The sequence below is a fragment of the Bacillus sp. TH13 genome, from assembly GCF_016651175.1.
Lineage (GTDB): Bacteria > Bacillota > Bacilli > Bacillales > Bacillaceae_G > Bacillus_A > Bacillus_A thuringiensis_S.
The window spans coordinates 331687-351154 of sequence record NZ_JAEKEJ010000025.1 but is presented as its reverse complement, the minus strand read 5'-3'; the positions used below and the strand labels follow the sequence as shown (position 1 = coordinate 351154).

The window sequence follows — 19468 nt, the reverse complement described above, 5'->3', positions numbered from 1 at the left end:
AAAAATTAATAATAAATCATGGATATAGAGGAGCATAAATAATGTCTGAATTTAAAAATCAAGTATTAACTGTTTTAAAAGAAGTATGTGAAAATGATATCGTAAAAGATAACCCAGATGTGCAATTATTTGAAGAAGGGATTCTAGATTCTTTTGCTACAGTATCTTTATTAGTAGAATTTCAAGAGCGTTTAAATATTGAAGTGTCTATTTCTGACTTTGACCGTGATGAATGGGCAACACCGAACATGATCATTAAGAAACTGAAAGATATGCGATAAAAATAGGTTCTTGAAACATAGATAAGGGTAGCTTCTTAAATTTCAACTTCAGAATTGCTATTCTTATGAAATTATAAAAGGAAAGTTTTAAAAAGCTATATATAGAATGAATGATAAAAAGTGGAGGAAATAAAAATATGTCTAATTTACCTAATTGCCCAAAATGTAATTCAAAGTACACTTACGAAGATGGAAATCTTTTTGTTTGCCCAGAATGTGCCCATGAGTGGACTTTAGAATCAGAAACTGAAAATAGTGAAGATACAAAGGTAATTAAAGATGCAAACGGAAATATCTTAAATGATGGTGATTCTGTAACAGTAATCAAAGATCTTAAAGTAAAAGGAACTTCATCGGTTGTGAAAATCGGTACAAAAGTAAAAAGTATCCGTTTAGTGGATGGAGACCATGATATTGATTGTAAAATTGATGGTTTTGGAGCTATGAAATTAAAATCTGAATTTGTTAAAAAGGTTTAAATGTGGGTTTAATGCAACAGAGTTAATTTGAAAGCCAGTGAATGTACAGCATTTTTAAGGTGGAAATTAAACAACGTTTTAATAGAAAGACCTCATTCATGATAAGTATTCTTGAATGAGGTCTTTCTATCTTTTTGAACTTATCTCATCCATACCCGTGTATTTTGGGAAGATATATGGTCTATATAGTAATAACATATACAGCGCTTTAGAGAAATGTTTGTGGCGATTATATTCCTGAATTTTTCGACTAAAAATAGTATGATGAAATTAATCTAACATAAAAAGGAGTATAAAGATAATTATGACAAAGACACCTGAACCAAATTGGCAACCAATTAGTGCCCTGTCGATGATTGCGAATATGATTGATAACCAACTAGAGGATACAAATGAACAATACACACAGTTATTAGAAGTTAATCAACAACCATGTGTATTAGATGACTACACAGTATGTCGTATTATTCAATTGCATACCGATCAACTCGAATTTATACCAATATATATAAAGCAACTTGAAAAATGGCAAATAGAAGTACACCTTACACTTACTCAGCAAAATGAAATTACACGACTTCAAAAACAAGTAGAGCAATGGGAAAATGTTTCAACTGATATCTTACATTTAGCAAGTATACTAAAAGAGAAAACCATCGAAAAAATACTATCAAAAAGTGACTTAGAACTAGGTATATACAATCTTCAAAAGTATTATAATTCAAAACGTTATTATTAAATTGATTAGGTTTTTTTCTCAAGTTGAGATTAATCGTAAATCTAAAAAATAAACTTGAAAGTTGGTGAATCTATGTACACTCCTGGTCACATTTCTCGTGAAGATGAAGTCGAATTTCTTAGAGGGCAATCAGAATTACTTCATAGAATTCATGATGAATCCTATGAAGTAATTAGGTAGCCATCAAAAGGTGGGAATTTTTGAGGACGGAAGCATTCATATTATACATTAAGCCAGGGATTTTTATCGCTGGCTTAAATCTATGCGAAATTCATATTGGGTACTTTTTGTAAGCTATGTTCATATTCTTTGACTCGTCTATAAAATGTAGTATTTTTTCATTCCTACTTTATATAGAGACTATTAGCAAAAATGCTTTTTATAAGTATCTCTTCTCTCTTTGAACGTACAGACGTACGTTCAAAGAGAGATATTCAAGAGTTGGAATGTTATTGTCGTTTTTGTTCCTTTACTACGCAAACTCCAATTTATACAACACTCTATTCAGTATCTAATTGGTATATTTTGTATTATTCCCCTTTTTCGGGGGATGGGCAAAAACACCCAAAAAAGAGAAAATACGTTAAATTCTCATAGGTAACTATCTTATATTAATTACATAATCTAGTGTGATATAATGATATAAAGATATTGTATTTAAAAGGGGGATTCAAATTGGTTAAAAACTTACCTTTACTAATAGTGATTTTACTACTAGGTATCAGTTCTTCTACATTAAGCACGAACGGATACTTTTCACCAGTTATAGAATGGTCTTTAATGATTATAAGTATTATTTTGAACATTACTGCAGTGATAGGTTTATCATTACACGTCCTTGTATATCAACCTATGAAAAGATTTGATAAAAATTTAAAAGAGACCTTCAAATAAAATAATTATATTTGAGGTAACACCACATCGCTATCGAGCTAAAAAAATGTATCCATAAAAAGAAAAAAACGCTATTCTTTCTGTAGAATCATAGGAAAGGATGGCGTTTTTTATGTCTGTTTCTGTGTCTGATGAATTACAACTATTTGCTCAAGAGATTCAACGTTTTTTATCTCCAAATACCTTACGGAATCTTGCTCGAGATGTTGGTTTCGTACAACGAACCAGTAAGTACCAAGCAAAAGATTTAGTCGCTTTATGTGTATGGATGAACCAAAATATCGCTACGACGTCTTTAACTCAGTTATCTAGCTGTTTAGAAGCCTCGACAGAAGTGCTCATCAGTCCCGAGGGACTGAACCAACGATTTAATAAAGCAGCCGTCCAATTTTTACAACACATACTAGCTGAACTACTAAGTCGAAAATTGACCTCATCTATACCGATTTCTTCTCCATATACTTCTGTTTTTAAGCGTATTCGTATTTTAGATTCAACTGCATTTCAACTCCCTGATGTATTTTCATCGGTTTATCCAGGTGCAGGAGGATGTAGCCATACAGCGGGGATAAAAATTCAACTTGAGTATGATTTGTTAAGTGGACAGTTCCTTCATATTCATACAGGTCCAGGTAAACAACATGATCGTACTTACGGCTCTCTGTGTGTCCCAACTGTGACGGCAAATGATTTATGTATCCGAGTTTAGGTTATTTTCATTTGAAAGATCTTCAACATATACAAGATAAAGAGGCCTACTATATCTCTCGTATCAAGTCGAATACACGTATGTATCAAAAAAATCCTAACCCTGATTATTTTCAAGATGGAAGAATTAAGAAAGGTACAGAGTATATACAGTTAGATATGGAGATGTTACTGAACTCTCTTCAACCAGGACAAACATGTGAAATAGCTAATGCTTATGTAGGAATGACTGATAAAGTGCCAGCTCGTGTAATTGTTCATCGATTAACAAAACAACAGCAACAAAAACGATTACAAGATCAAGCTGTAAGAGAAAAAAAGAAAGGAATGAAGTATTCTTCTCGTAGTAAACGACTCAGTGGTATCAATGTATATATGACAAACACCCCTACAGATATTGTCCCGATGGGACAGGTACATGACTGGTATTCTTTGCGTTGGCAAATCGAAATTTTATTTAAAACGTGGAAGTCATTCTTTCAAATTCATCATTGTAAAAAGATAAAACCAGAACGATTGGAGTGCTATTTATATGGTCAGTTGATTGCCATTCTACTCTGTTCTTCTATCATGTTTCAAATGCGCCAATTGCTCCTCATGAAGAAAAAACGAGAGCTTAGTGAGTATAAAGCCATATATATGATTAAAGACTATTTTCTTCTATTCCAAACTATACAAAAAAACACCCAAGAGCTATCAAAGGTGTTACTTCGTCTGTTCAATCTCCTACAGCAAAACGGGCGGAAATCTCATCGATATGAGAAAAAAACGGTCTTTGATATATTAGGTGTCGTTTACAATTCCATGTCTGATAATCAAGCCGCTTAATTCAAAAAAGTGAAACCCATTAGGGTTTATTTCGTATGCAAATCTTTCAATCACCTAAACTTACCCCTTAGAAAAAAGAAACAATCTCGCCTAAAATTGACTTTGCATAAGCTTAGCTTGATAGCGATGTGGCGGTATCCCATTTATCAAAAATAATAGGAAACAGAAATAAAAGATTTAGAAATATATTATCATATTGGAAATCTCTCGGGTTGTTAGAATGTCGGTGTACTAAGTTTATAAATTAGTTTCAACAGTAGAAAGTTATAGGAATACAAATAAACTAAGGTGCCTGTCCTTAGTTTATTTGAGCCTATCTTGTATGAATAGGTAAAAAGTGAGTTTTTAAATATAGGGACAAGTACAGTGTTAATAGGATTATATGTAAGTATAATTGCTATGAAGAGAAGAATTTTTTTAGTAAAGTAAAAGAATCTCCATATAAAAAAGGATGTTTTTACCAGACGCTAGTTAGAAAAATGAATTCACCAAAGGAACTGAGTTTGGATTACTTAGTCCCTTTTTTAGTGTTATAAAAGATGATGGGATTTGTCAAAAGGTATTCATGGAAAGAAAATTGTAACGGTAACGAAGGAAGAATCTCAGTAATTATACAGTTCCTTCTTGTGATAAACCATTTTTTGTATTACTATACTTATAAATGATAATGATTATCAATATCAGGAGGGATTTTATGAAAGTACTAATTTCTGGTGGTGGTATTGCGGGACTAACTTTAGCAAATTGTCTTTTATCTAATGGTTTTTCTCCAACTATTGTTGAAAAGGCTCACTCATTTCGTTCGATTGGATCTGTAATTAGCTTAAGAGGAGATGCGATATTTGTTCTAGATAAATTAGGATTATTAGAACAGGTAAAAAAACACGGAGTCACAGTAGAAATGAGACAATTTGTTGATACAGAGGGACAAGAACTGCGAAAAATTGATTTTAGAAAATTTCATATACAACAGGGGGGGGCAATAAGTATACATCGTTTTATATTGCATCAAATTCTTTATGAGTCTATACGAGATTCTATTGATGTGAATTTTAATACAACAATTCGTTCATTCCATCAAAATAGTGATAACGTAGAAGTCACCTTCCATGATGGAAGGAAAAAATCTTTTGATTTAGTCATCGGTGCAGATGGGATTCATTCAGTTACACGTAATTTACTAATGAAAGACGAATATATGAAGCAGCTTGATATAGGTTTTTCCGTATTTACTATACCAAAGCCAGTTCTTATCCCTGAGAAATTGAAGCAAAATCAAACTTTAGAGACTCTGTTACCAGGATGCTATATTCATTGCGGGATGGATGATACTTATATCTGGGGAATGTTTATATATAAGAATAAATATCGAGAACTGTTCCATGATAAAAATAATAAAGAATTCTTATTAGAGTTGTGTAAAGACATTGAGTGGGGGATATGCGAAGTTATCGAAAGTATAAATAATGTAAATCTCATCTTTCAAGATCGAATGACACTTGTCCAGTTACCACAATGGAGTGATGGACGTATAGCGTTATTAGGTGATGCGGCTCATGCTATGACCTTTATGTCTGGAACTGGCGGTGGAAAATCTATGTTAGGAGCATACAAATTGACTCAAGAGTTAATACATTGTCCTTCTCACAAAGAAGCTTTCTATAACTATGAATCTTACTTAAAATATGAAATTGAAAAAATACAAAAAAAGTCTATCAAAGCAGCGAATTTCTCTTCATCTGACAGTCATGTAATGAAATATTTCAAGGTTGCAATGTTAAAACATTTTCCAACCGTATTTATGAATAGCATATTAAAAAAAATATTTATTGTAAAACCACAAAATTACTAAGATTTATGACAGATCAAACAAATTCCCGAATTAAAGTTTAGTAACGTTTAGAACACTTAATCTATAATTTTTTAAGAAAATCACCTACTAGTAAGTTAACTATCTTTTGAAATTAATCTAATTTTAGATATATCCTCAATCGAATAATGTTTCCTGAAATTCAATTGGCTGTCCCGCTCCAAATAAAAGAAAAAAACTTGCAGTAAAATTCTGCAAGTTTTTTTCTTTAAAAATATGAGCTACCTGTACTACAATCCTACAGTACCACATCTAATCTGGTTCCAGTAGTTAATTCGATAGTATTAGTAGCATCAGTTGAAAAAACATTGTTAGCCTGACTGGATTCCTTTTCCTTACCAGCACGAAACTTGTTTAGCATCTCCATAATAATCCACAAAGGTACACCTTTATCTTTTAACATCTTCCATAAAACCATTTCAGTAAATTTCGGACTTGTTTGTTTTATTTCTTTTTCTGATGACCGAATATCAAATTTTATAGCGACATCATTAGTATCTTTTTTCCCTGTGAAGAAGGGGAATCTTGACTGTTTTTTACTGTATCCAGATTTGAATACATTGTAGATTGATTTCCCCTATGTATATTTAAACTAATTTCCATTCCTTACACCTATTTTCTTTATATTTTTATATATAAATACTATTAGTTAAAAGGGACTTTTTAAATACAATTTTATGGAACTACTACTATCAAAATTCATTAAAATATAAACTTTTAATAGATATTCCTATAAGTATTTTAGTAATTGAATAATTTCCTTCTTAAACTCTGGACTTGCTAATTTTAATAGCTTAGGGACTTCTCTAAAGTGTTTTACAAGGGCTTTATTGATTTTATTAGAGTACTGCTTTTTATCACCTGTAAGCAGGTCTACAATGTCGTTTTTTAACGAAGTACTCACTTTCCCCCATAAAAATTCTGATTCCGTCTTGTGTTTATCAATAAATATTTTTACTTGATTAATAAAAGGATTATTTTTATGCTGAATAGCATCTTGTAACTGTGCAATTGTTATCACTTCTGCTTGAAGAGATTGGTTCATAGGAGCTGGATTAGCAGTCTCGGCAGCACTTACATTTGTTGCGAAAACTCCAATACCACTACATCCAATCATACTAGCCAAAGCAATTCCTGTACATTGTTTTACAAATGATTTTGGTTTTCTTGCGTTCATAATAAATCTGCCTCCTATATTATTATTTTTCCTTACAGGTAAACGTTACCATGTTTATTAGTAGTTTGGGTATATCAAATGTTACAATATAGTTAAATATTGGGATTTAAAATTTTAAGATAATAAGTTTAAACTGGAATTAATAAATAGATCCAATTGGACCTGGTGATTTGGAAAGTAAGTCTTTTTTCTAAAATTGGATATGCATTAGGAGATAACGTCAAACTAAGGGGGAAATGATAGGGGGCTAAATGCTGATGCAAGTATCACAGGTATCTTTGTTTAAAAAGAGATTGTGTCTTTTGATTAAGCAGGTTATAAGACCGTCTTAGAAAGACAATATAAAATTGAAGTTCAAATTTTATAACATTACTTGGGGATGTTGCACATGTAATACTTGATAATCAGAATATAGCAATAGAAGATGCCGGGTACTGGTTGAAGCTTTACGAGAAGCTGATACAATTACGGAAACATTGCAAAACTATGAGTAAAAAGGAAAGCCAATAACAGTGCGATATCAAAAAGTTTCTTGACGTTTTCCATCACAACAGGGCGAAAGCATTTTCAGAGAAGTTATTTTGTAAGCATAAAAATAGGAGTGCTTGACCAGAGCACTCCATAACGCTAATAACAACACCTATAAAATTATATGAGTCCTTTGAGTAAATAGGTTTTTAACATAAAATCCATGTTTAAACTGGAAAAAATCGTCCGGGAAAGCAATTTTTCACAAAGACTCATATCAAAAAGTTAAAATGTGACTGCAATATATTGTATGTATATTTTTATTGCGTGTGCAATTTCTGCGTAAATTTTTATTATATATGCGAAAAAAAACATGCACAATTTTTGTGCATGCATAATAAAAAACTATGTCTTGTTTATCTAAATATATGCTTGTTTTATACAAGATGTGAGTATATTGAAAATAAAATTTTGATAATAAATAATAAGAGTGCATTTATATATACGCTCTTAGAAAGGTAGGTAGGCTATATGACGATTTGATTACCATACAATTTTAATTAATTCATGTTCTTTAATTCTTCTATACATTTTTGAACAAGTGTGACTGCTTGACTCATAGTAGGGCCACAGCCAAATGCTGCCGTTACACCAATGCTTTCTAGGATTTCTTGATCAGAAGTTCCTTGATCCACACATCTCTTTGTATGATAAATAATACAATACTCATCCTGAGAATAAAGACTAATGCCTAATGCAATCAATTGTTTTTGCTTTTTTGATAGCGCACCATCTCTAAAGCATTCTTCCGTAAATGAATTAAATTGTTCAGTAAGTTTTGGCATCTTCTCAGCAAATACTCCCAAACCATATTTGTACTAAAGTAGTGCATCTTCTGTTGAATTGCTACCTTTATGTTCCATTTTATATTCAACTCCATATCTATCATGTATTAAACACAGATTGGTATGGGCCTAAACAGGTTTGATTACTCATAATTGGTAATAGAAAGGTTAAAAAGAAAATTGAATTATATTTTTCTTCAATCTCTATTGTTGTATTGAATCCAAAATATTTATCCATGAAAACTCCACATAATTTTACTAAAAAGAAAAATACTAATACTTGTTTCAATGCTTTAATTCAAAGCATTGAAACAAATTTACTAACTACGATACAAGGAGGCATCACTGTGGACATTCGTGAAGGATTAATTCCAACAGCTCTAGGTACAGCAGTGACAGCAGCAGGTTATGCTCTTAAACAAACTCGTGGAACTAATAAAATGATTGCAAATACAGTATTTGGTTTTGGTTTAGCACACGTTGTTTTAGGTGTAATCGATCTTGTTGAACATCGTCGTTAGAACGAAAGGCAAGCATTGATATATGCTTGCCTTTTTGGGAGTACATTTATTATTCATTTTTCAAAATATGTTTGTATGACGTAATCATTATCAATGTAATTAAATAGTTACACTACAAGGAAATTAGAAAGTAAAACCGTGAGCATTGAATTTTATGAAATGAGATGGTGATGGAATGGAATTTTCTTCTGAAAGTAATACGTATCATGCTGGTGACATTGTCTATATTTTTTACCGAAATCCTCATACTCAAGACGTAGCTAACATACAAGCTGCAGCAGTTGTAAATAATCCTGAAAGGCCTAATGAATTAGCACTATTTCTTTACGAAACATATTATCCACTAACAAATGAGATGGCTGTGTACGCTACAGAAAATGAGGCAAACCAAGCGTACACTTACTATTATGGTGATATTTCAGAGGGGATGTTGGAATGAATACGCCATTTATGCCTAAACTTGTATATTTTGAACCTAAAGCACTAGCTTATCCTTTAGGGAAAGAGCTTTTTGAGAAGTTTTCAAAGATGGATGTTGAAATTTTACATACTACTTCCCATAATCAAGTAAGAGATCTGCCAGGCGATAACGATTTTCAAAAATATCGAGTGGCAAAATCTACGCTTGTTGTTGGTGTTAGAAAAACATTGAAATTCGATACTTCCAAGCCTTCAGCGGAGTACGCAATTCCTTTTGCAACGGGATGTATGGGACATTGTCATTATTGTTATTTACAAACAACGATGGGAAGTAAGCCTTATATACGAACGTATGTAAATGTTGAAGAAATTTTAGATGCTGCGGACAAATATATGAAAGAGCGTGCACCTGAAGTAACAAGATTTGAAGCGTCGTGTACTTCAGATATTGTAGGAATAGATTATTTAACGCATACCCTTAAACGGGCCATTGAGCATTTTGGAGAATCTGAATATGGAAAATTGAGATTTGTTACGAAATTCCACCATGTAGATCATTTACTTGATGCTAAACATAATGGAAAAACAAGATTTCGCTTTAGTGTAAACGCTGATTATGTAATTAAAAGCTTTGAACCAGGGACTTCTCCCTTAGCGAAACGAATTGAGGCAGCAGGAAAAGTAGCAAGAGCAGGATATCCACTCGGTTTCATTGTAGCACCTATTTATCTTCATGAAGGTTGGCAGGATGGATACTATCATATGTTTGAACGCCTGAATGCTGAATTACCTCTTGATGCACGAGATGATATTACATTTGAATTTATTCAACATCGTTTTACAAAGCCGGCTAAGAGAGTGATTGAAAAAAACTACCCGATGACAAAGTTAGAATTAGATGAAGAGAAAAGAAGATATAAATGGGGGAAATATGGAATTGGAAAATACATTTATCAAAAAGAAGAAGAAGAGGATATAAAAAATCATCTGTATTCCTATATGAAGCAGTTCTTTCCTAATGCAAAATTAGAATATTTTACATAGAAAGATCGTTGTTCTTTTTTATATTTTCACTTTTCAATATGAGGTTTGACCAAAAAATACTTTCCAGGGTTTTCTATTTAAGCATGAGTTTCATTTAAAAACATATTTACTCGAAGTACTCATATGCTTCTATAGATGTTGTTATTAACATATGGAGTGCTCTGATTAAGCATTCATATTGTACACATTACTAAATGGGCTCGCCATATCATTTCAGGAGAATTTTACATTTAGACATATTCTTGATACAAAATAACCGATTCCTAAATCGTACAAGGAATCGGTTATTTATTTTATATTAGATGCTATTACCTATTGGGCTAATTTTTCAACAGTAGGCATAAAGGCAATTGGTGGTAATGATGCAGTCCAACCAACTGCATATACATTTAATTTTTCACCTAATTTGTATTGTTCGGTATTGGAAATAGGCACTCTTAAGATCTTATTCTGAGAAACTAACTCCCACCAATCATTTTGATAAGCAAGTGCTTCATCCTTTGTAGAAGTGGCAGCAACTACCAAATAATTGTTGTCTACCGAGATAACATATCCAGTAAAAGGATCTTGTTCTTGTTTTTGAATAGAATGAACAGGCTTGCTACTTACAGAATTCTGATTAGATTCTGCAAAAACTGGTGATAATCCGACAGTAAATCCACATCCTAATGTTAAAGCTGTTACACTCGTTACTAACCTTTGTTTTTTGGTAAACATAATATAAATCCCCCTTTTATTTTATTTTATCCCTACACTACCCACATTCTATTTACATATTAATAAAGCCTTTTAATATTAAGGTACTTAACAAAGTTGTAACAATATTTCCATTAATGGTAATATTACCTATAAACAGAAGTTGTTTTATGTTATAATTCACTAGGTGAACTATTATTGTTCCTTTCATTACTTGATGAATGTATGCCCTTCCTTAATTGTAAATATGTTTGATTTTATTGGTGAAGAGGGAAGATATCCCTCTTCTTTTTTGTTCTTTATGAATAATTCTTTTTCCTTGTTATATATTCTATTCTTTATCTATTTTCAACAGGTGAAAATAGATAAAGAATAGAATATATAAAAGAATTTTGGGCTAATACTGCTGAACAAATATTATTGGGTACCGCTACAGGATTCAGTAATAATTTTCGATTATCAGCTTATGATGGAGTAGATGTTAACCAAGAAGAAAAGGGTTAGAGGGAAAAAATTTAGTTTTGATGGATAACAAGTGTGAAAAGCTATATAAATTGGTACAGGGCAATCTTAATTCAAGTTTTAATAAAACCCTAGATCCTTAAAGGGGGATATCCATAATGGTATTTATAATTGTGCTACTTTTCATAAGGATAATGTTACTTATATCTAATCTTTTTAAGCTATTATTTATGATAGGTCAGGAGGATAAGCGTATGTCTAATGATTTTAATATGGGGTATATTCATTATGAAGGGAGTGTTAAAATTTTAGAAATGTTGGGTAACTCAAACCGTTTATTGATTGTTTGTGAATTGATTAAAAACGGTGTTATGACAGTTTCTCAACTTAGTGCCACAACACAAATTGCAGAATATAAAGTTTTACAACATTTAAAAAAATTAACGATTAGTAAGATTGTCATGAGTGAACGGAAGGGTACAAAGATTTATGCCAGCGTAGAAGAACAAAAAATTATTGATATTATCTTTTTATTAGGATTATTACATAAATAATTTATTATAATTTTAAAAGAATCAAACGGATTATACAAATGGGGGAGACACCCTAAGGTGCTTTCCTCCGACTTGAACCATGTTCATTTAATATAAATTTATACGCATTATCTCTTTGTTATAAATGTAAACACATCCTATAAAACAGAATCAGCTATATACATCAGATTGTTAGTATTCAAAATACAAGAGATTTGAGATCAAAATTAGAGTGATGTCATATCTTCTATAATGATTGATATGCTACATCTTTCAAAAGAATCTGCTTTATAGAATGTATCCACATTTTATATTTTACTACATGTAATATTTATAGGGTGTATTTTTCGTGAATATGTATAATTGCATAAAATTTACAAGGAAAAGAGAGTATACTTTGGTATTGTGTAATAAAGATATAGCCCACCTACGGAAATAGGTGGGCTTGTTTAAGTAATCTAGTGTGGAGGTGCCGGAAGGGTATTAATTATAGCGCCAAACTTTGTGCATATTTTTTTACATCTTCCATAGTTTTAAATATTAACACATCAAAAACTCCTTTTTCATTTCCACATATGACAACAAAACCATCTGTTGCTTCCAGAACTCTACCAACGCCACTATCTGTAAGCGTAATGCTAGTGAGATATTTTACGTTAAGTTTTTCTTCTTTTTGGATGTAAGTAGTTATGGGTGTTCCTACAGGAAATGTTTCGGTGATATCTTTTGTTGTATATGTTCCATCTACAGATTGAGTTTTAACTGCGATGGAATCAGTTTGATGGGCACATCCTGTTGAACATATTAAAAGAATTCCAATAATAATACTTGCACAAGCTTTTTTTACCATTCACAAAATCCTCCTATAACTGTTCGTATTGTCAACCCATTTAGGATAACAAATTGTATATAAGAAGTTTGTTGGTTTATAGGAGTCGTAAATCAACAAAGATACAAATATTTTGGCAGTTTGTGTTTCAAACAAAAGAAAGGACACCTTAAGGTGCCCTTTCTCCTATTTTAACCACTTTTCTTAGTAACCGAATCCTCCACCGCCGCCCCAACAACTACATCCTATAATGATTAATAGGATGAATAGAACAATCAGTAAAGCAAATCCGCCACCAAAGTCACCGCAAGAACCGCCGTAACTCATAATTTTTCCCCCTTTAATTAGGAGACTCAATAATAGGTCAATGTGCGTTTTAACAGGTTCACTTTATCTTATGTTTTTAAGAATTAATTGAGCAGGTCCATTTGAAAATAAAGAAAAGACACTGCCATCAAAGTGTGTCTCTCTACTTGACCTACATAAGACTTTTCTTACAGTACAAATATATCTGGGTTCTCATTCGATTTTATTTCATAAAAACTATTTATATGGTTTTATGAATTTATTGTAAATTTTATGGGAAAAGACACCCTAAGGTGCCTTCCTGCGATTTGAACCATCAGCAATATGGTATTGGATGCCAATCCGATTATTATTTTACCACATTAAGTAACTTCAGTTATTGAGAAATAAAGAAAAACACTTTTTCGAGTGCCTATGTTATGCAGATACAGCAGCTTTATCTTTACGGAAAATACCCATTAATAATACTCCTGGTAATGGGTAAACAATGGAGATACAGATAAATCCGCTAATAGCTTCAAATGCATCTCCCATACCACCGAGCATTAAAGCGATAAAAGCACAAATAATGAATTTCAAAGAATATCAAACAGCAGTTACAAGAACATTTGCAACAGGAAGAACATACGAGCAGAATCCTACAAACTACGCTATGGAATTATGCGGAGAAGTAGGAGAAGTAGGAGAAGTTATGACCATATCAAGAAGGCGGTATATCATGGACACAATTTAAATGAGGACGAGGTAGAAAAGGAGTTAGGTGATGTAATTTGGTGCCTGGTGACATTAGCGGAAACACAACATTTTGATTTAAATGAAATCGCAGAGAAGAGGTTTCATAAGTTAATGAAGCGATTGTATTTTATAAATTCAACAAAATAGTTATTTGAAAGAAAGGGAGAATAAAATATCTAATACTAGTTATCGATACTAAGTATATAACAAACACATGAATTTTATGGTTTCTGTTCCTAGAAAAGAAGATGAATATGCAGAGAGGTTTGCTAAAAATGTATCGGTGGAATCTATTGTTATTTTTTGAATGTAATTGTGAAATAATCCAAATAAGCTAAATAAAGCTTAATAAAATTTTTATTTAAAAGGGAACGGAAAATGAATAAGTCAGGGTATGCAATTGAATATACAGAGTGTCGATTATGTGAAATCAAAAAAGGTGAACCTAAGAACAGTATAAATGTGAAAACATCAACTAATGTCAAAATAAAATCCTTATTTAAAAGGAAAAAGAACGCCCGGGAAAGCGCTCTTTGACCAAGACTCATATCATATTGAGATGTAATAATGTGACAGCAATATATCTTATGTATGTTTTGAGTGTATGTGCAAATTTTAAATAAAAAAGTTATTAAGTAGAAAGTATTAAAAAAACCACATTAGATAGGGTGGGTCCTTTTATAAGAATCAAGCGTAATAGAGATTGCCTATATATTACCCAAAATGGAGTTAGTCTTCTATATGATAGTTGTTGAGAAAAATTTGCGCACAAAAAAGAGCACTTGTATACAGTGCTCTTAAAAAGAAGGCCCTATGAGTGAAAGAAAGCTATGTAAATAATATATATGCTCGTTTAATTAAATGGTGACAAGGTCATAAAAACTCATTTTGCACAACAAAGTAATTACCTAGCTGCTTGTTGTACAAAAAATTAAACTTATACGTAAAATGGCAGGTAATTGACTAAGTTACCTGCCGTGATCCTAAACAGTCTGGAGTGGAGCCATAGGAAGCTGACTCGTAGATAGTATGTGTAATGTAAAAAAGATTAGTCGTAAATGAAAATGAACAATTATTTTATAAGGACTGGCATTCTTTTAGTTTCAAATCTTTCAAAGTCTATAGGACAATATGCAAACGTTGCGATAGGCTCTGAAGTTTCATTTGTTAAAAAAGTATGATTAATTACTTGGCCAGAAGAAGAATAAAATGTAATTTTAGTTTTTGATATAGGAGGAAGCGTTATAACTAGCGGTTTACTTGACATATTAATCAACTCCTAAATTATTTGATGCTATAAGAACTTAAAATGTATTCAATAAATATGTATGAACTCAATTTACAAAGTTAGTACTTTGTAAATTGAGAAATTCAACAAAATAGTTATTTGAGACAAAAATGCATAAAAAAAGAGCACCTTATATAGGCGCCAGAATAAAAATCACTCCATGATCAAGATAATTACTTACTACATTTGATTTATATGTTTCGAATAAAAAAGCAGAACAAAATCCTTATTTAAACATAAAAAGAGCACCATACATAAGTGCTCTTTAAGATAGGAGGTAACACTTTAAGTTGGATACTTAGGTTAAAAGGATATGGCATAGAGGAGAAATAAGACCTAAAATTTATTGTCAGCTTAATACAGAAGATCCGTTAAAAAAGGTTAACTGCTCAGCCCTCAGAGAAATAGAAAAGAATATTACAGAGTTCACTGTGAAATCAAGCTACATCAGCCTATTTATAGTATCGGGCATAATTTAGAATTTTATTGGGACAAACACAAAAAAGGCAGCTAGCAAAAGCTAACTGCTCATCTCTCGACCAAGAGAGCTAGAGTGGGAAGAATTTAAACTGATTTTTTAAATTCTTCCATAGTATCGGAAAAAATTAGAATTTTATTCAAGGTGGAATAAAGGATGGGTATTTATTAGGAAAAGATAGTCAAGGAGTATTTCAAGAAGTAAGAGCCGGAATACAAAAAAGCTAACTGCTCTCCTAAAGAAAATTTAAGAAGAAATTTCAAAAATTAAGTGTGTATATAGTATGGATGAAATTTAAGGATTTATAAAAAGAGGTATAGAAAATGCGTGCTAATTGGGAACATGCACTTAAGAAATTGGAGCAGAAACAAAACAAAAGAGCACTTTTGAACAGCGCTCTTCCTCGGAGTAATTAATCAAATGTACAGATAATCGAAAGCCCAATAGAGGTATATTGAAAATTCTTCTATACAAAGTATGTATCCCTAAATAAAAAGGTGATGAAAAATAAAAAGGGCAGTTAACAAAAGCTGGCTGCTCCAGTAAGAGATGAAACGTTAGATGTAATTATAGTAAGAGCGGAATATCAAATTTTATTCAGGGTGTGGTATAGGTAAATGAATAAATTTAGGCTGTTCCAACTTGGCTTTGGTCTGCAACATCAGCATCAAATGTGTTTGTCGCGCTAACACCATTAAAAGTATTTACGACAAAGCCAACATTGGAAGAGCCAGATCCATTATAAGCTTTCGTATTTTCTTTCGGAGATACATTATAAAAATCCCCTAGATTAAAAGCACCATTACTGTTTTGAACGACAAGATTTCCAACAACAGAAGGCACAGTACTCACCTGCTTCCCTAGAAGGTATTTAAATTAGCATATGGCGTATTCGTCTAGAGGTTCATTTGAATCTAAGATTACAAAGTTATTGCTTGTGAGGAGTTTAATAAAATAACCTTTCGGCGACACGTTTCCTTATAAGTGTGTAAACACAAAGTCATTAGGCAAATGGAAGTAACGAATTTCTTGAAATGACTATATGAAAGTAGGTGTTTTCTTATTTGAAAAGGGTACTATTTTTTAGTTTTTTTGTAAATCTTGTTATATATAGAAAAAATGAGAAATGAGCTCAATGAAAGTATACTAATTACAAATAGACAATTTGAAAATGCATGTACATAATCTGTAAAAGAGGCCTTTTCTAAAGTTGTTTTTAAACTATTAGAGAAGATGATACTTATGCCTACAACCGCTAAAGAATTAGCTAAATACATAAAGGTTGTGAACAGTCCTGAGGCAACTCCAACATAATTATGAGATATTTTGTTTAAAATGGTGTTCGCTAAAGGTGTTGTAGCAAATCCCAGTCCAAGTCCATAGACAAATAAAAGTAATATATACTCTACAGTAAATAGATTATGTGCATCCATTACAAGTAATCTAATGAGTATGAATGTACAGATACTCATTATCAATGCACCAATTTTTAATACAATTAAACCAAAATGATTCACTATTTTAGAAGATGAAATTGAAGTAATAAAGAAGCCGAGACCAATTGGTAAGAAAATTAAGCTCATATCTGTCGTGCGATAATGTAAGCCAAAGTGTAAAAAGTAGTTGAGGATAAAGAAAAATGAAAACATACTCATATAAATTGTCAGTACTGAACTAATTCCAATTACAAATAACCAATTTTTAAATACAGATAAATCTATAAGCGGTAATTGATCATTTTTTTGTTTATGTCTTTCAATAAGAATAAAGAAAATAAATACAAGAAATGAAATGATAGATATAATTAAATTCGAAGAATTCCAACCATATTTTTGTACTTCAGATAACGGATAAATAAACAATAAGATACTTAACATTAATAAAATTGCACCAGCCCAATCAATATGTTGAGATTGTTCTCCTCTAGATTCAGGAACAATAGGCAGTAATAAGAGTACTAGAATACCCAATGGTACATTACATAAGAATATCATACGCCAACTACTATTAAAGAGGTTCCAGTCGACTAATAATCCCCCTAATATTAACCCAAAGGTGAAAGCAATTCCAATGACAGCACCATATAGACCGAAAGCCAGATTCTTTTCTTTTGTTGGAAAAATAATTTGAATGATTGACAAAATTTGTGGCTGGATAAAAGCTGCTGACAATCCTTGTATAATTCGAATAATAATCAGAAACAATGGATGTGAACTAATTCCACCAACAAAAGCTGTAACTGTAAAAACAAATACACCAATTAATAAAATTTTTCTTCTTCCGTATACATCACCAAGTTTACCACCAATTATTAGGGCTGATGCCAGTCCAATCGAGTATCCAGAAAATATTAATTGTGCTTGTGAGAAATTAATGTGCAGTTCAGATTGCATAATGGGTAGTGCGATCTGAATCATATAGGTATTTAAAGAGATTAGCAGTGTTGGAAGCAAGATAATCGCTAAATAAAACCATCTAAGTGAAGAATACGCTCTTGTTTTTTTTAAGTGAATCATATTTATAGATACAGCTCCTTTATATAACTAATATTTGTTTAATATAAAATCAAAAACTTTTTTCTAAACAACCATTTGACTGACAACTAGTCAAATGATTAAATAATGGAAGGAGGTGATAGAAACTATGGCCAGAGTAACAAAAAGTGCATCAGAAAGACGAAATGAAATATTAGATGTTACAGAATCCCTTTTCAAACAAAAAGGTTATGAAAAAACCTCAACAACAGATATTACTCAAACACTAGGTGTAGCACAAGGCACATTGTATTATCATTTCAAATCAAAGGAAGCCTTAGCTAATGCATTGATTAATCGCCAACTAAAAAGTATAAAAAAACAATTTATTGAAGTGATTTATAATGATTCTCTTTCTACTTACGAAAAAATTGCATGGGTCTTTGTGTATGAACTTGATGATCCAACAGGGCATATTGAGATTTTTAAATATTTGCAACACGATAATAATGCGATTCTTCGTCAAATATTACATATACAGACGATTTGTCAATTTACGCCAATTTTAACGGATTTAATTATCCAAGGTAATAGAGAGGGAGTTTTTCATGTTAATAATCCAACACTTACAGCAGAATTTTTCCTTTCAACGATTCACCATTGGGTAGATTCATCATTATTCAAATGGACTCCAGAAGAACGAATTGCAAGGGTTGTATCCATTCAACCAACATTTGAACATTTATTTGGTGTTTCAAGTGGGAAGTTTAACCTACAACTTTTAAGGGAAACCGCGCAAGCTAAGTTTAGTTATTGAAGAGGCTTAATGTAATTGATAATAAGTATCAATTACATTATATATTTTTGACTGACAGTCTGTCAAAAGTTTTATTTATTAGTTAGGCAGTATGAAGATGAGTAATATTATGGTAGACAAAATGTTTGTTTTTAGAAGGCATCACCCTACATAGTTATAGGAAACAATAGTTCTTTATTGAATAACAAAGTTGCTATAAAAAATCATTATAGATATGTACGCAGTTATTTATAAATTATTCTTTAATGTATTTAAATTATATAATTTAAGCAATCTCTTTATAAAACTCACCCATTTTCTTGCCCTAAAACAATGCTAGGTATAGTAGTATCCATTTGTACGTCCTTGTAAAAAGAGAAGGTGTAGAAAGGCATGAAAATATGAACTAATTTTATAGTATAAAATATTGAATTATCTACAGCAGTTGTTCATTTAATACCCATATTCCTGTCTCACTATGTGGACAAGAATATGGGTATTTCTAAAAACAGACACCAAAATTAATACTTTTTATTAAAAAAGTATTAATAACTCTACCTACAGATATAGGGCATCAAAAAAATCATCTTTCAGATA

At 31.5% G+C, this 19468-nt stretch carries 21 protein-coding genes and 2 pseudogenes; 13 read left to right on the top strand and 10 right to left on the bottom strand.

Going from position 1 to position 19468, the window contains the following annotated elements:
- The first annotated feature begins 41 nt into the window (after nucleotides 1-41).
- From dltC to JFU02_RS09985, 6 genes and pseudogenes are all read left to right on the top strand, one after another.
- Nucleotides 42-281, top strand: coding sequence for a D-alanine--poly(phosphoribitol) ligase subunit DltC (gene dltC / locus JFU02_RS10010; RefSeq protein WP_201070967.1), 240 nt, complete (start codon nucleotides 42-44; stop codon nucleotides 279-281).
- A 137-nt stretch (nucleotides 282-418) separates the two neighbouring features.
- On the top strand, nucleotides 419-760 hold the full coding sequence (locus tag JFU02_RS10005; protein ID WP_201070958.1) for a zinc ribbon domain-containing protein YjdM: 342 nt from the start codon (nucleotides 419-421) through the stop codon (nucleotides 758-760).
- 304 nt (nucleotides 761-1064) lie between these two features.
- Nucleotides 1065-1499 (top strand): hypothetical protein, encoded by a 435-nt coding sequence (locus JFU02_RS10000; RefSeq protein ID WP_201070956.1) that lies wholly within the window; start codon nucleotides 1065-1067, stop codon nucleotides 1497-1499.
- 675 nt (nucleotides 1500-2174) lie between these two features.
- Nucleotides 2175-2393, top strand: a complete 219-nt coding sequence (locus JFU02_RS09995; protein ID WP_000240399.1) for a hypothetical protein — start codon at nucleotides 2175-2177, stop codon at nucleotides 2391-2393.
- Between the two features lie 112 nt (nucleotides 2394-2505).
- Nucleotides 2506-3929 (top strand): annotated as a pseudogene (locus JFU02_RS09990) (IS4 family transposase).
- A 694-nt stretch (nucleotides 3930-4623) separates the two neighbouring features.
- On the top strand, nucleotides 4624-5781 hold the full coding sequence (locus JFU02_RS09985) for an FAD-dependent monooxygenase (protein ID WP_201070954.1): 1158 nt from the start codon (nucleotides 4624-4626) through the stop codon (nucleotides 5779-5781).
- A gap of 256 nt (nucleotides 5782-6037) precedes the next feature.
- Here JFU02_RS09985 and JFU02_RS09980 read toward each other — a convergent pair.
- The 3 genes and pseudogenes from JFU02_RS09980 to JFU02_RS09970 form a co-directional block, all read right to left on the bottom strand.
- Nucleotides 6038-6402, bottom strand: a pseudogene (locus tag JFU02_RS09980) (DUF3914 domain-containing protein).
- A gap of 127 nt (nucleotides 6403-6529) precedes the next feature.
- Complete coding sequence (locus JFU02_RS09975) at nucleotides 6530-6976, bottom strand: hypothetical protein (RefSeq protein WP_201070945.1); 447 nt, start codon at nucleotides 6974-6976, stop codon at nucleotides 6530-6532.
- Nucleotides 6977-8004: 1028 nt separating this feature from the next.
- A complete protein-coding gene (locus tag JFU02_RS09970; RefSeq protein WP_242488080.1) occupies nucleotides 8005-8310 on the bottom strand; it encodes a carboxymuconolactone decarboxylase family protein in 306 nt (101 codons plus the stop codon).
- Nucleotides 8311-8636: 326 nt separating this feature from the next.
- Here JFU02_RS09970 and JFU02_RS32115 point away from each other — a divergent pair, with 326 nt between their 5' ends.
- From JFU02_RS32115 to splB, 3 genes are all read left to right on the top strand, one after another.
- The gene (locus JFU02_RS32115; protein WP_000354585.1) at nucleotides 8637-8810 is read left to right on the top strand and encodes a hypothetical protein; all 174 of its coding nucleotides are present in this window, start codon (nucleotides 8637-8639) and stop codon (nucleotides 8808-8810) included.
- Nucleotides 8811-8985: 175 nt separating this feature from the next.
- Complete coding sequence (locus tag JFU02_RS09960) at nucleotides 8986-9249, top strand: transcriptional regulator SplA domain-containing protein (protein WP_201070942.1); 264 nt, start codon at nucleotides 8986-8988, stop codon at nucleotides 9247-9249.
- Nucleotides 9246-10274 carry a spore photoproduct lyase gene (gene splB, locus JFU02_RS09955; RefSeq protein ID WP_201070940.1) on the top strand — a complete coding sequence of 343 codons (1029 nt, stop codon included), beginning with the start codon at nucleotides 9246-9248 and terminating at the stop codon, nucleotides 10272-10274. Before JFU02_RS09960 ends, splB begins: the two co-directional genes overlap by 4 nt.
- Before the next feature lie 312 nt (nucleotides 10275-10586).
- Here the strand turns inward: splB and JFU02_RS09950 are convergent, their stop codons facing one another.
- The gene (locus tag JFU02_RS09950) at nucleotides 10587-10991 is read right to left on the bottom strand and encodes a DUF3221 domain-containing protein (protein WP_201070929.1); all 405 of its coding nucleotides are present in this window, start codon (nucleotides 10989-10991) and stop codon (nucleotides 10587-10589) included.
- Nucleotides 10992-11686: 695 nt separating this feature from the next.
- Here JFU02_RS09950 and JFU02_RS09945 point away from each other — a divergent pair.
- A complete protein-coding gene (locus tag JFU02_RS09945) occupies nucleotides 11687-11986 on the top strand; it encodes a metalloregulator ArsR/SmtB family transcription factor (protein WP_201070926.1) in 300 nt (99 codons plus the stop codon).
- 466 nt (nucleotides 11987-12452) lie between these two features.
- Here the strand turns inward: JFU02_RS09945 and JFU02_RS09940 are convergent, their stop codons facing one another.
- The 3 genes from JFU02_RS09940 to JFU02_RS09930 form a co-directional block, all read right to left on the bottom strand.
- Nucleotides 12453-12815 (bottom strand): hypothetical protein, encoded by a 363-nt coding sequence (locus JFU02_RS09940; protein ID WP_201070923.1) that lies wholly within the window; start codon nucleotides 12813-12815, stop codon nucleotides 12453-12455.
- Nucleotides 12816-12998: 183 nt separating this feature from the next.
- Nucleotides 12999-13121 carry a YjcZ family sporulation protein gene (locus JFU02_RS09935; protein ID WP_144489937.1) on the bottom strand — a complete coding sequence of 41 codons (123 nt, stop codon included), beginning with the start codon at nucleotides 13119-13121 and terminating at the stop codon, nucleotides 12999-13001.
- Nucleotides 13122-13517: 396 nt separating this feature from the next.
- On the bottom strand, nucleotides 13518-13679 hold the full coding sequence (locus JFU02_RS09930; RefSeq protein WP_201070920.1) for a hypothetical protein: 162 nt from the start codon (nucleotides 13677-13679) through the stop codon (nucleotides 13518-13520).
- Here JFU02_RS09930 and JFU02_RS32110 point away from each other — a divergent pair.
- Both JFU02_RS32110 and JFU02_RS09925 read left to right on the top strand, forming a co-directional pair.
- Nucleotides 13669-13833, top strand: coding sequence for a nucleoside triphosphate pyrophosphohydrolase family protein (locus JFU02_RS32110; RefSeq protein ID WP_242488112.1), 165 nt, complete (start codon nucleotides 13669-13671; stop codon nucleotides 13831-13833). The genes JFU02_RS09930 and JFU02_RS32110 overlap by 11 nt on opposite strands.
- Nucleotides 13761-13982, top strand: coding sequence for a MazG nucleotide pyrophosphohydrolase domain-containing protein (locus tag JFU02_RS09925; RefSeq protein WP_242488079.1), 222 nt, complete (start codon nucleotides 13761-13763; stop codon nucleotides 13980-13982). The genes JFU02_RS32110 and JFU02_RS09925 overlap by 73 nt, the downstream gene beginning before the upstream one ends.
- A 925-nt stretch (nucleotides 13983-14907) precedes the next feature.
- Here JFU02_RS09925 and JFU02_RS09920 read toward each other — a convergent pair.
- The 3 genes from JFU02_RS09920 to JFU02_RS09910 form a co-directional block, all read right to left on the bottom strand.
- Nucleotides 14908-15102 (bottom strand): hypothetical protein, encoded by a 195-nt coding sequence (locus JFU02_RS09920; protein ID WP_000095757.1) that lies wholly within the window; start codon nucleotides 15100-15102, stop codon nucleotides 14908-14910.
- A 1126-nt stretch (nucleotides 15103-16228) separates the two neighbouring features.
- Nucleotides 16229-16444, bottom strand: coding sequence for a spore germination protein (locus JFU02_RS09915; RefSeq protein WP_201070917.1), 216 nt, complete (start codon nucleotides 16442-16444; stop codon nucleotides 16229-16231).
- A 233-nt stretch (nucleotides 16445-16677) separates the two neighbouring features.
- Complete coding sequence (locus tag JFU02_RS09910; protein ID WP_201070914.1) at nucleotides 16678-18117, bottom strand: MFS transporter; 1440 nt, start codon at nucleotides 18115-18117, stop codon at nucleotides 16678-16680.
- Between the two features lie 127 nt (nucleotides 18118-18244).
- On the opposite strand from JFU02_RS09910, the gene JFU02_RS09905 reads away from it, so the two are divergent.
- Nucleotides 18245-18892 (top strand): TetR/AcrR family transcriptional regulator, encoded by a 648-nt coding sequence (locus JFU02_RS09905; protein ID WP_201070910.1) that lies wholly within the window; start codon nucleotides 18245-18247, stop codon nucleotides 18890-18892.
- Nucleotides 18893-19468 lie beyond the last annotated feature (576 nt).